Raw genomic sequence first — 12584 nt, 5'->3', positions numbered from 1 at the left:
AGGGCGTCATTAGTTTCGAGGCCCCCGCTAGTTTCGCGGGATGATCTTGCGCCCGCTGATGGTCAGCCCGAACTGTTCGAGCATGCCGGGGTCGCACAGGGGACGGCTGACCTCTTTTTCGTCCAGCAGTTCCAAGAGCGACACGTCCTTGAACGTCTCGATCAACGACGCAATTGCTCCGTCGAGCTTGCGGTGCAAAGGGCATAACCGCGTCCCGTGGGCCGCGATTCCCAGTGGGCACGAATCGATCCGATGCACTGGACTGATCGCGTTGACGATGTCCAGAATGCTGATCTGGTCCGCAGACCGAGAGAGTTTGTATCCACCTCCAACCCCGCGCCGACCCTCGATCAGATTCGCCTGGGCAAGCGAGTGCAGGACTTTGGCCAAGTAATTGAAAGGCACCAGTGTCCGCTCGGCCAATGTCGAAGTCGGTACCAGTTCATTTTCGGTGTAGGCCAGCCACACCATGGCGCGAAGCGCGTATTCGGTCGTCTGTGAAAGCATAAAACCCCCCGGTTTCTGCTAGTTGATCCATTCCGCGTGAAAGGATCCTACCGCCTCCGCCTCGTTCAGGGGCGAAGAACCTCGTCCATTTGCGACAATTCCGCCGCACTGCTCGATTCGACTGTGACCGAACGCAACAGTCCATCCACGATCTGGTCTGTCTTGACCTGATCGGCTTCCGCATTGAAATTCGTCATGATGCGGTGGCGAAGCACAGGCAATGCCACCTCCCGCACATGGTCGGCTGTCACATGCGTCGAACCCCCCAGGAGCGCCCGAGCGCGGGCCGCCAGAACAATGTTTTCGCTTGCGCGCGGCCCTGCTCCCCATGCAACATAATCGCGCACAATCGCGGGAATCTGCACCCCTTCATCCAATTCCGCGACGCGCGTCGCCCGTACCAGCCGCAAGGCATATCTCATCACATGGTCCGGCACTGGTACATGCCGCACGCTCTGTTGAATGTCCGAGATGCCCTGGCCATCAATCACGCGCTCGACGTTCTCGTCGCCGCGCGTGGCGGTGCGGCGCATGACTTCAAGTTCTTCCTCCGCAGTCGGATACCCGATCATCACCTGAAACATGAAGCGGTCCAGCTGCGCTTCGGGGAGCGGGTATGTGCCTTCCTGTTCGAGCGGATTCTGCGTTGCGAGCACAAAGAAAGGCGAAGGCAGAGCGTGCCGAACTCCACCCACAGTCACCTGCCGTTCCTGCATCGACTCCAGAAGCGCCGCCTGTGTCTTTGGCGGGGTGCGGTTGATCTCGTCGGCCAGAACCACATTGGCAAAGACCGGCCCGCGTACAAACCGCAACTGCCGATGCCCCGTGGTCTTGTCCTCTTCGATCACTTCGGTGCCGGTGATGTCACTCGGCATCAGGTCGGGCGTGAACTGAATACGATTGAACTCCAAACTCAACGTTCGCGCGATCGTTGAAATCAGAAGCGTCTTGGCCAGCCCCGGCACGCCGACAAGCAGCGCGTGCCCCTGACAGAAAATGCACGTCAGAATCTGCTCAACCACTTCGTCCTGGCCGACGATCACCTTCTGAATCTCAGATCTCAGGCGGCTGTAGACGTCACGAATCTGCTCCGGTCGCATCCAGGACTCCTTTTCCGGGCTGTGAGAATCATAGTCGAACCGAAAGGACAAAAAACAGCGACGGCAGTGCAGGGTCGCATCGCACTGCCGCCGCAACGATTCGAGCCTGCCCGCCGATCAGCACGATGCGGCGTCCAGTCTCGTCACGCGAAGGGGTTTTTTCAGTTTTCGCTGCGCAGCTTGCGCTCGAGTTGGTCGGCCATAACCTCGAACCGCTGGATCAACCGATTCATCCGCGCTTCCATCTGCTCGGAAAGGCCTTCCATGCGCTTTTCCAGTTCCGCAAGCCGGCGCTCGAGTGTCTCGCGCTCGGGGATCATTGCCTCAAAACGTCCAGCAAAGCGCTCGGGAATCTCGATCACCCGATTCTTGTCGTCAATCACGAAGGTTCCGTCCCGCCCGGTCGGATTGGGAATCGTCATGACCCGTGGAGATATTTCCACCATATTGTCCCGAACCTGAGGCCTCAGTTCGAGATACTGCCCATGAAGTTGTGCCGCTGCGGCTCGCGCCGACTCTGAAGCACGCATTGCTTCAACCAACACGCGCTCGAGCTCGGCACGCAGTTTTTCGTCGTTCACCTGCGAGCGCACGCGCTCCAGAATATTTTTGAGTTCCACTTCCTGCTTTCCCGTAGCCGCTGACGGCGCGGGTGGCACTTGTGCCGCCCTCAATCCCGATCCCGCAATCGGCGATTCGGCCATCCCCATCCGCGATGCGTCGAACTGCTTGACCACAACCCTAAAAGTCTCGCGTTCGCCACCGCGCAACACCCGCATCTGCACCACGTCTCCGGGCTTCTTGCTCATCAACGCTTTCTGCAGCACTTCCGGCGTCACATCATCATTGCCATCAATCGCGACGATGATGTCGTGTGTGCGAATTCCCGCCTCAGCCGCTGGAAGCCCCGGGATCGCTTCTTCAATCAGAATCACCCGGCGGTCCCCAAGCTTCAGCTGCGATCGAAGCGACTCGCTCGGCTCGCTCATGCGAATGCCCACCATCACCGGCAATGGCTTCGGCTCGCCTGGCTGAAGAAAGTGCGAGCCATCCAGCCTGACGGTCTGCTGCACATGGGCAACGGAGCCATCATCGGCAAGAATTGTCACGGTGTCGCCGTTCCGCTGAATCTGCTCCGTTGGCACCGCTTTGCCATTGAGCAACACCTTCAACGGCTCGCCATCGCGCACCATGAGTTCAATACTCGTTTGCGTCACCTGATCCGGAGCGGCATTCGTCACGAATAGGGCCGCCTCCGACCGCACCTGGGCATGCTCTGGCCCGACCGCGCCGGCCGCCGCAACCAGTGCTCCAATCGAAATCCCACTCCACACGATTTGTCGCTTGTTCATCGCAAACCTCCCATCAATACCCTGTTTATCGCGACCCTGATTGTCGCGGGCACCGCGTCCGCACTCTCTATAGATGAGCCTGCCGCGCCAGCCCGTCAACATTTCTGCTCAGTACGCCATCCCCGCGTGGCGGACACGCGGCGCCGGAATGGGCACAAGATTCCCTGCTTCGTCCTCGATCATCCGAAACATGTCGCGCAACTGCTGCCGCTCAACGATCTGGCGCACAAAAATCACTTCGATCCCAGACCCGTCGGGCAGTGTGCGGGTTTCAATCACATGGGTTTCAGGAATCAGGCCGATCACCGTTCCCGCTTCGCGGCCGCGATCGACATACGTTCGCAGCGCATCGTCGGGAGTGTCAATCTTCACAAAGTTCGCGCCGAATGCGCCTTGCGCCGAATGCCCGTCGCCGGAGAGCGGCATGCCCAGCGACCACGCCAGTAATACCGCCGCCGCTGCAAGCCATCCGCCCCACATCCTCGCCGCACCGAGGCGCACACTCGCATGCCCGACCATCCGCCCGCCCGACTCGGCATCGATATCCACGCACTTCGCACACGCGGCCGCATCGTTGCACGAGAGCCGAAGCGCTGCGTTCATCGATTCGAGTTCCTCGATCTCCGCCCAGACTTGCGGCTCGTGCGATGCGATCTCCCGCAGCGTTCGCCAATCCGTTGCAGACGCCCGGCCCTCAATCACACGCCCAAGCAGCACGTCCCGATCCACTTCATGACCTGACATCGACAGTCCCTTTCTTGCGAGCGACGAGTTCCACCTCCCCGGCTCCCTCGTCCCGCGCCAACTCCCGAAGCATCCGCCTCCCGCGCGCGATGCGCGTTTCGATGGTTGTTTCCGGAATCTCCAGCACCCTCGCGATCTCACGATAACTCATCCCCTTGACACACCGGAGCAACAACGGCTCGCGATACCCATCGGGCAACTGCCTGGCCAGATCGAGCACACGCTGCGCATGCTCACGATCCCCGACTTCGGCCGGTTCCGGCCGGTCGGTTCCTGTCAGCCTCACACGGGATTCCACCTTCTGCTTGCGCCCGGCCGCCCGGGCGACATTGGTTGCCACGGTGCGAAGCCACGGCTTGAACGCCTGCTCGTCCCGCACCGTATGAACCGTTCGAACAATCGTCATGGCCACTGTCTGAAGGAGATCTTCCAGGTCCGCCTGCCTCGGCTTGTGCGCCAGAAGAATCGCCGCAATCCACCCTCGATTCCGATGCCACAGCGCGCGCAGCGCATCGCGATCGCCCGCCATGGCGGCACGAACCAGTGCTTCGTCCTCCGGTCCATTGAACTTGTCCACCGCGGCCCTTTCCAATCGGCCCCTCTGCCTTATAGGGATGTCGCGCTTCTTGAGTTCCGTCACAATCCTGTGCCTTCTGGTCCCATATCCTCCTGCTTCATCACCATGTCACCTTCCGACTCAAATCCCAACGCCAAACGGCCCGCCTCCGACCACGCTCTCATGTCGTTCGGCGATCACCTCGACGAACTGCGCAAGCGCATCATCTACGCCCTTCTGGGAATCGTTCCCATCTTTTTCCTTGCGATGGCTCTCGGAAAGCCCGTTCTCGAAGTCCTGATGATCCCGATTCGAGCCTCGCTCCGCAATGCCAACCAGCCCGCTTCGCTGATCGCAACCGCCCCGTTCGAAGGATTCGGGACGTGGTTTCGCGTTGTTCTGGTCCTGACCATCCTGGCCGGTGGGCCATGGATCGTGTACCAACTCTGGCGCTTCATCGCGCCGGGCCTGTACAACTCCGAAAAACGCTTCGCCTACCTGCTCATGCCCATGAGCATTCTGCTCACATGCATCGGGGTTACGTTCCTCTACTACGTCATTCTCCCCGTCATTCTCACCTTTCTCATCACCTTTGGCACCAATGTCGGCAAACTCGAGGTCGCGGTCGCTCCGCTTCCGCAGGGCGTAGCACTCTCATCAATCGTGATTCTCGAAGTCGATCCACCCAACCCAGAAGTCGGCAACATCTGGCTCAACCGTTCTCTCAAACAACTTCGTGTATGCATCGATGCCGAACCGGTTCCCCTGATCATCGGCATGGAACTGGCTTCAACTGCTGGTGTGCTCCAGCAGTACCGCATCAGTGAATACGTCAAGATGCTTCTCAACTTCGCGCTGGCGTTTGGCATTGCCTTTCAGATGCCCCTTGTCGTGCTTCTGCTCGGCTGGGCGGGCATCGTCGATCGCCCGTGGCTTGCTAAATATCGTCGATACGTCATTGCCGGATGCACCATCATCAGCGCCATCCTTACCCCCGCCGACCCGCTCTCAATGGTGCTTCTTGCCCTGCCGCTCTATGGCTTGTTCGAACTCGGCATGCTGCTGCTCATTCTGCTCCCTGCCGACCGTGTCGCAGGCCGTGCTCAGCGCGGGTCCACGCATGACTAGCCATCACGATAAATCGATGATGCACGAAGCGCTCCGCCTCGCGCGCATAGCGGCCTCTTTGGGCGAAGTCCCGGTTGGTGCTGTTGTGTATCACACCGCCACCGGCACACCTGTCGCACACGCCTTCAACCGCCGCGAGCGCGACCGCGATCCGGCCGCCCATGCCGAGTTTCTCGCTGTTCAGCGGGCTTGCCGCGTCATCGGAGACTGGCGCCTCAACGAGTATTCCATCGCCATCACGCTCGAACCGTGCGCCATGTGTGCTGGCATGCTTGTCAATGCTCGCGTCGGACGAGTCGTGTTCGGCGCGCTCGACCCGAAAGCCGGCGCGGTTCGTTCATTGCACCACCTGCTCGAAGATCCGCGCTTGAACCACCGGGCCGAGGTCATCGAGGGCCTCGGGGCCGACGAGTCCGCGGCTCTCCTGCGATCGTTCTTTCGCTCACTGCGCGCCCAGGAACCCGATGCCTGAACTGCCCGAGGTCGAGTCCTACCGCCTCGCACTTCAAGCCGAGCTTGTGTCGCGGCGGATTAAGGCGGTGCGCATTCTCACCCGTTCGGTTGTTGCCTTCCCTGCCGATCCGCTTGCGGGGATCGTGCGTTCCCGTACTGATGCGCCGCCCGCTCGCGCTCGCCTCGCCCTTCTCCTCAAGGGCGACACCGTCACCTCGATCTTGCGCCACGGCAAGCAGCTTGCCATCATTGGGTGCTCCGGTGCCGCGGTCGCAATTCACCTCGGCATGACCGGGCGATTCTCCCTCGACGCCGCGCCCGCAACCCATGTTCATGTCACGTGGCACCTCGACGACGATCGAACGCTGCGCTTCATCGATCCGCGACGCTTTGGCCTCGTTGCAGGACATGAGTCCTTCGATGATCTCCGCGCCAGGCGCTGGTCCCGTCTGGGTCCGGACGCGCTCGCCATCACCCCGAAACTTCTCGCCGCCGCGTGCGCCGGCTCTGCCCGCCCGATCAAGTCGCTCCTCCTCGATCAGTCCCGCATCGCGGGCATCGGCAACATCTACGCTGACGAAGCCCTCTTCGCCGCACGAGTTCATCCCCTCGAACCCGCACACAATCTTGCCCCAGACACCCTTGAGCTGCTGGCATTACAACTGCAATCAATCCTGGCTGCAGCAATCGATGCTGGCGGTTCAACCATCCGCGATCATCGCATGCTCGTGGGCACCGCGGGCTCGTACCAGAACCACCACCGGGTCTATGCCCGAGCAGGACAGCCTTGCAACATGTGCCACGAGCTTCTCGTGGGCCTGCGCATTAGCGGGCGGGCGACGGTCTTTTGTCGGTCCTGTCAACTCCACCGCGAGAAATAATCGACGGGTTATCCACAAACCGGATTTCTTCCGGTTTTGTCTTCCGTCGGTTCGCACATACCCCTCGTGCAAGGAGGTGTTCTTCTTTTCTATAAGAGATAAATTGACCGTAGTCGTAGTAGTGAAACGTGGCGCAATGTGGACAAAAATTCCTCAGGCGCAAGATGCTCCGGCAAAACAAGCACTTATAGCTCCCGGCGATTCCGGGAGAACCTGTCGGCTTTCAGGCGCACGCCAGCGACTCAATTCGCAAAAAGATTAGGCTCTCAGACGATTCACCCTTCAAAGCGAAGTCCCGGCACTCGATCGCGCTTGCCAACGAGCGCCTGCCCACACCTTGTTCACAAAACAAGCGAGCCCCACCGATAACCGAACAACAGTTCTACGCCCGAATCTGTTCTTCCGCGAGGGACTTGTTCAGAGACTGAATCACCGAGGCGAATGCATCGTCGATCGTTTGCTTGCTCTCGATCGTGCGCACAGCGTGCATGACAGTAGTGTGATCGCGCCCCCCGAAATGAGCACCGATCTCTTCGAGCGAGTGCTGTGTCTGCTTGCGCGCCAGGAACATGCAGACTTGCCTGGGCAGGCTGATTGACTTGTGTCGTCGTTTGCCGAGAAGGTCCGTCCGCTTGACGTTATAGAAGTCCGTGACCACGTTGATGATCGCGTCGATCGAAGGGCGGCGGGTGATGCGGGGCGCCGTGTCGCCCAGGGCAGAACGGGCAAGGTCGAGATCAATCGGGCGTTTTTCGACCGCGGAGTGAATCTGGATCTTGACGATCGCCCCCTCAAGTTCGCGAATGTTGGTGTCAATCTTGGCGGCAATATGACACGCGACATCGTCGGGCAGATCGAGTTTTCGCATCCGAGCTTTTGACTTGAGGATCGCAACCCGGGTTTCGTAGCACGGAGGCTCGATCTTGGTTACCAACCCCCAGTTGAAGCGACTCACCAGCCGATCTTCAAGGTCCGGGATCTCCTCGGGTGGACGATCGCAACTCAGTACGATCTGCTTGCGTGACTGATACAGGGTGTTGAATGTATGAAAGAACTCTTCCTGCGTTCGGTCGCGCTTGGTCAGGAAGTGAATGTCGTCGATCACCAGAACGTCAACATCCCTGAACCGGTGTCGGAACCCGGACATCTGTCCGGTCTCGACCGCGTTCATGAAATCGTTGATGAAGGCGTCGCACGAGACGTAGTGCAGCACCGCGTCTGGGCGATCCTGTTTGATCTTGAGGCAGATCGCCTGAAGCAGGTGGGTTTTTCCGAGTCCGACATCGCCATGGATAAACAGCGGGTTGTACCCCGGGCCGGGATTTTCACTGACGCTGACCGCAGCGGCGTAGGCGAGGCGGTTGTTGGGGCCTGGGATGAAGTTCTCGAAGCAATAGTCCGGATTGATGACCAGGGCGTCAGGGTGAAATGCGAGTTCGGATTCGCTGCCGGCGTGCGCACGGGAATGGCCATTGATAGCGGAGCCCGGAGCGACCCCCATGTTTTGGGGTGCGGCATCGCGTGGCCCGACAAATCGCACTGCGAGCAACTGGTTCGTAACTGTGCGCAGGGCGTCGTTGAAGGCGTCGAGGCAATCGCGGCGGAGGTAGTCGCGGTGGATGTCGGAGCGCGCGCGAATGCTCATCGTGCCGTTGACGATGCCGAGGGGTTCGAGTTCGTCGAACCATTGTCTCCACATTGTGGAGTGGTGGCTCCGGAGGTACGCGAGCAGCGCGTTCCACACCTGCCGATCAGGGTCAATCATGGGCGTGCAACCTCGAAGGAGCCTCGGGCACTCCTCAAAAGAACGGACAAGGGACGCAGCGGGTGTCGTCTCCCAACGCACCAAAGCACCGCCGCCGGTGAACTGACACGGTAATCCAAACCGGGAGAGGTGTCAACCATTCTCTGGCGAATTGGCTGCGGATCCGGCCTGGCGTGTCGCCAGCTCGATTTCTCGTTTGCGGGCGTCTTCGGCTTGCAGGTCGTAGCGCATTTTGTTGGTTCGGTGATCCATGAGCAGGTAGGCCTTGGAGGCCTTTTCGGGTCCCGCAATTTCGAGCAGCCGCTGGGCTGCGTACCCGAGATGAGTGCGGCGCGAGATGTGTACGAGGACCATGGCTTCGCACTCGACGAGGCTGAGCCATTCGGCGACGTCATCGACATGCAGGTGCATCCCGATCTTGGCGCGTCCCTTGTGTTCTGGTTCGAAGAAGGTGCATTCGACGATGATGATCTGGGCTTTGCGCACATCTTCGCGGAGCAGGCACGCGCCGGGCAGCGTGTCGCCGAGGTACGCGATCTGCGGGATTTCGAGGGTGCGCGTGATTTCGGTGCCCCGGCTTTTGAGTTCGCGCAGTTTTTCCTGGGGCAGGCCTACGAACTCTTCTTTGAGCTTGGTTCGCCGTTCGAGAATGGAGTATCCGGTGCTGGGGGCGGTGTGTTCGGTGGCGAAGGCGCGCAGGAAAATGTTATTTTTGATCTCGATTGATTGTTCTTTGCCTGGCTCACTTGACAGCGCGATCACCTCGTATGGGGTGACCTGGCGTTCGAGCTCCTGAAAGCCTTTCATCATCGCATGAACGGCACCCTCGATGCGGGTGTCGCAGACAATGGTTCCGGTTCCCATGCCTTGGAAGCGGCGCTGGCTGCACCAGTAGGCGAGGCCTCCGATGTGATCCATGTGTCCGTGGCTCAGTGCGACATACTTGCTCGCCAGGGCTGCGCGGGGGCAGACCCCCATGTCGAAGCAGATGTCGAGTTCAGGAATTTGAATGCTTGTGGCTTCGCCGGCGACACTGAAGCCCTGCACTCGATACGGCGGGAAGTAGAGGAAGCCGAGGGTGCCTTCGCGAGGCGGCGGTTTGGGGATCATGGGGCAAGCCTCTCTGGCCGAGCTTTCGCTCGACAGGAATTGTCTCGGGTCAGTATCGCCCGATCCGACACCCGGATCGTGGCATTCACCCCCATGGTACACTGGCAGAGCGGCTTTGACACAGGCGTGACGAACACTTTGCGGTCGCGTTCGTACTTCAGGGAGTGTGGCGCTGGCGTGGAGGCCTGCAACCAAAGCGGGCCAAGTGCGAATAAGGAATATCGAGCGCGGCGCACGTTCATGCTGCTGCGGCCTCTTGTCTGGTCCTCTCTCTCCTCCGGGTTCGTCGGTTCCCTTGCGGGCCGACGAACTCTTGACGCGGCGTGGTGATTCTTGGTGCTGCGGGGCTTGCTGCAGACTCAGTTTGTGAGCACACACAAGCCGCCGATCGTGGCCTTGGGCCTACGCTCATGGCGCGATGAACGACACTCCGCCACAACGCGATGCACATCACTCTGAGGCTGTCGGAATCGGCGATTCCGAAGCGGGCGAAGCGGCGACTGGTGCGGGCGGGCCGATGCCGGCGCGCGACGATTCGGCGCGTGCGGTGCTGGTGCGCCTGGGGCCGGCGGCGATTCTGGGGGTGTTGTGGGCGATTCTGCCTGCGTTGGGCGGGATCGCGGTGCTGTACTTCATCGCCGACATTTCCGCGTTTTTGCGCGAACACCAGTTGATGGGCTTTGTGCTCTATGTGGTGGTGTTTATTTTCAGTGCGGGATTTGGCCTGTTGCCGACGTATTCGCAGTCGTTGTTGGCGGGGTATGCCTTTGGGCTGGCGCAGGGGTTTGCGGGGGCGCTGGCGGGCTTCACGGGTGCTGCCCTGGTGGGGCACGTCATTGCGCGCACGGTCGCGCGTGAGCGGATGGAGCGGGAGATCAGTGCACACCCGAAGGCGGCGATCGTGCGCGATGCGTTGGTGGGCCGGGGATTCTGGCCTTCGCTGGGCATCACGACTCTGGTGCGGCTGCCTCCCAACTCGCCGTTTGCTCTCACGAATCTGATCCTGACGGGCGCGGGAGTGTCGAAGCGCGTGTATGTGCTCTCGACAATGCTGGGCCTTGCTCCGCGGTCGCTGGCGGCGGTGTACATCGGGACGCAGATCAGCGACTGGTCGAACGTCGATAAGCCGCGGTGGCTCATTGTCGGGGGCATCGCGCTGACAGTGGCAGCGATCCTGATTATCGGAAATATCGCACAGCGGGCCCTGCACCGCTTTGCCTCGCGTGGTGGTTGAGTTCGGGCGTACCTTGGGCTAAACCCTGAAGATGGACCCGAGTTTCTTGCCCAGCAGGAGGCTGGCGCCGAAGAGCGTGACGGTCAGGAGCGCCATTCCCCAGACGCCCATCGCGCTGGCGATGCTCGGCCCGTCGCCCAGGCGGTTGGTCAGTTCGAAGATCATCTTTGTGATCGGGAAGTGGCTGGTCTTCTGGGCCAGGATCATCGAGTCTGAGACCTCGAGCATGGAGAAGCTGAAGACCAGGAGACAGCCCGCGATGAGGTTGGCCATGATGAGCGGGATGATGACGCGGCGGATTGCGTAGAGGCGTGGCGCGCCGAGGTTGATAGCGGCTTCTTCGAGTTCGCCGCTGGTCTGTTCGAGCCCGGCGGCGGCGGAGCGCACGATGTATGGCAGACGCCGGACAGCGTATGCGATGATGAGCAGCGGGAACGGATTTGGGTCGGCGCCGAGCACGCTGAACAGTCCGCCGAGGGGGTCGCCGTCAGCGAAGGGCCAGCGCAGCGACATCGCGACAAAGCCGAAGGCCAGCACCAGCCCGGGCACCGCGAGCGGGAGCATGCACAAGGTATCGAGGACGTTGCGGCCGACGAGGCGTGTGCGCACGATCAGGTATGCAATGACGATCCCGAGCAGGAGGTTGACGACCATCGCAGCCAGCGAGAGCAGCAGGCTGATGCGGATGGCACCGAAGGCATCGGGCGAGCCGAGCGCCTGGCCGAAGTGGTCGAGGGTGTAAGAGCGCGGGAGGACCGAGCGGTACCAGTCGCCAACGCCTGAGACGCTGGTGAGGATGACGCCGAGGTGGGGCAGCAGGGCCGCGATGCCGACGGCTGCGAACAGTCCTGTGGCGATGAGCCTTCCGGCCAGGGGAAGATTTTTTTCGTCGCTGGCGCGAGCGGCTTTGGAGTACATGGCGTGGCCTTTGCGGCCAAAGGCGACGCGCCCGACGATGTAGAAGAACATTGACGATGCGAGCAGTACGAGCGTGAGGGCGTAGGGCTCGGCGGAGTCTTCGACTTCCTTGAGGCCATAGAAGATCTGCACGGGCGTGACGCGGTAGTAGTCGAACATGAGCGGCGTGCCGAGTTCGGTGAAGGACCAGATGAAGACGATGGTCGCGCCGGCAAAGAGGCCTGGTCGGATGAGGGGGAGGGTGATGCGAAAGAAGCGACGCCAGGGGCCTGAGCCGAGGTTTTCGGCCGATTCGTTCAGGGCGGGGTCGAGGTTGGCCAGGGCGGCGGCGGCGTTGAGATAGATGATGGGGTAGAGGTGCAGGGCTTCGACGATGACGACGCCGAGGAACTTGGCTTCGCCGAGAATGTCCCACTCGGTGCCGAGCAGGGCGTTGACTGCGCCTTGGCGCCCGAGCAGAGCCCGCATGCCGATCGCGCCGACGAATGGGGGCAGGATGAGCGGGACGAGGATGGCGGCATTCCAGAATTTCTTGCCGGGGAAGCGATAGCCCGCGCTGAGCGTGGCCAGGGGCAGGGCGATGAGGATCGAGAGGGTTGTGGTGCAGGCGGCGATGGCCAGTGCGTTGAACAGGCCGCCGCGGAGGTTGGGGTCGGCGATGACGAGGGCGAGGTGGTCGAGCGTCCAACCGGTGCCGGTTGCGGGGTTGGCAGCAAACCCGCCGCGGATTGTGAGGGCGATTGGGTATAGAAGGAAGAAGGCCAGGGCGCCGATGAGCGACAAGAGCAGGGTGTACTGAAGGATGTTGCGCACAAGCCGTGGGGTCACCGGCGTGG

Annotated in this window: 12 protein-coding genes; 4 read left to right on the top strand and 8 right to left on the bottom strand. The window is 61.1% G+C overall.

The features are described from left to right. Positions 1-27 precede the first annotated feature (27 nt). The 5 genes from KF757_00845 to KF757_00825 form a co-directional block, all read right to left on the bottom strand. The gene (locus KF757_00845) at positions 28-507 is read right to left on the bottom strand and encodes an Rrf2 family transcriptional regulator (GenBank protein ID MBX3321514.1); all 480 of its coding nucleotides are present in this window, start codon (positions 505-507) and stop codon (positions 28-30) included. Between the two features lie 65 nt (positions 508-572). Further along, positions 573-1607 carry a MoxR family ATPase gene (locus KF757_00840; GenBank protein MBX3321513.1) on the bottom strand — a complete coding sequence of 345 codons (1035 nt, stop codon included), beginning with the start codon at positions 1605-1607 and terminating at the stop codon, positions 573-575. Positions 1608-1768: 161 nt separating this feature from the next. Continuing rightward, positions 1769-2959, bottom strand: coding sequence for a PDZ domain-containing protein (locus KF757_00835; GenBank protein MBX3321512.1), 1191 nt, complete (start codon positions 2957-2959; stop codon positions 1769-1771). Positions 2960-3067: 108 nt separating this feature from the next. Further along, the gene (locus KF757_00830; protein MBX3321511.1) at positions 3068-3703 is read right to left on the bottom strand and encodes a hypothetical protein; all 636 of its coding nucleotides are present in this window, start codon (positions 3701-3703) and stop codon (positions 3068-3070) included. Next, positions 3690-4280: a sigma-70 family RNA polymerase sigma factor gene (locus tag KF757_00825; protein ID MBX3321510.1), complete on the bottom strand. Its 591-nt coding sequence runs from the start codon at positions 4278-4280 to the stop codon at positions 3690-3692. Before KF757_00825 ends, KF757_00830 begins: the two co-directional genes overlap by 14 nt. Positions 4281-4385: 105 nt before the next feature. Here KF757_00825 and KF757_00820 point away from each other — a divergent pair, with 105 nt between their 5' ends. The 3 genes from KF757_00820 to mutM are packed head-to-tail and all read left to right on the top strand — an operon-like array spanning position 4386 to position 6721. Continuing rightward, the gene (locus KF757_00820; protein ID MBX3321509.1) at positions 4386-5387 is read left to right on the top strand and encodes a twin-arginine translocase subunit TatC; all 1002 of its coding nucleotides are present in this window, start codon (positions 4386-4388) and stop codon (positions 5385-5387) included. Next, positions 5380-5859, top strand: a complete 480-nt coding sequence (locus KF757_00815) for a nucleoside deaminase (protein MBX3321508.1) — start codon at positions 5380-5382, stop codon at positions 5857-5859. Before KF757_00820 ends, KF757_00815 begins: the two co-directional genes overlap by 8 nt. Next, positions 5852-6721 (top strand): bifunctional DNA-formamidopyrimidine glycosylase/DNA-(apurinic or apyrimidinic site) lyase, encoded by an 870-nt coding sequence (mutM, locus tag KF757_00810; protein MBX3321507.1) that lies wholly within the window; start codon positions 5852-5854, stop codon positions 6719-6721. The genes KF757_00815 and mutM overlap by 8 nt, the downstream gene beginning before the upstream one ends. 382 nt (positions 6722-7103) lie before the next feature. Here mutM and dnaA read toward each other — a convergent pair whose 3' ends face one another. Next, complete coding sequence (dnaA, locus tag KF757_00805; GenBank protein ID MBX3321506.1) at positions 7104-8486, bottom strand: chromosomal replication initiator protein DnaA; 1383 nt, start codon at positions 8484-8486, stop codon at positions 7104-7106. A gap of 132 nt (positions 8487-8618) precedes the next feature. After that, complete coding sequence (locus KF757_00800) at positions 8619-9596, bottom strand: MBL fold metallo-hydrolase (protein MBX3321505.1); 978 nt, start codon at positions 9594-9596, stop codon at positions 8619-8621. 418 nt (positions 9597-10014) lie between these two features. Here KF757_00800 and KF757_00795 point away from each other — a divergent pair, with 418 nt between their 5' ends. After that, positions 10015-10830, top strand: coding sequence for a TVP38/TMEM64 family protein (locus KF757_00795; protein ID MBX3321504.1), 816 nt, complete (start codon positions 10015-10017; stop codon positions 10828-10830). An 18-nt stretch (positions 10831-10848) separates the two neighbouring features. Here KF757_00795 and KF757_00790 read toward each other — a convergent pair whose 3' ends face one another. Further along, positions 10849-12576, bottom strand: coding sequence for an iron ABC transporter permease (locus KF757_00790; protein MBX3321503.1), 1728 nt, complete (start codon positions 12574-12576; stop codon positions 10849-10851). Between the last annotated feature and the right edge of the window lie 8 nt (positions 12577-12584).

It is taken from the genome of Phycisphaeraceae bacterium (assembly GCA_019636795.1).
GTDB lineage: Bacteria > Planctomycetota > Phycisphaerae > Phycisphaerales > UBA1924 > JAHBWW01.
Note: the sequence above shows the minus strand (reverse complement) of the source record. Positions and strands in the feature narration are given on the sequence as shown.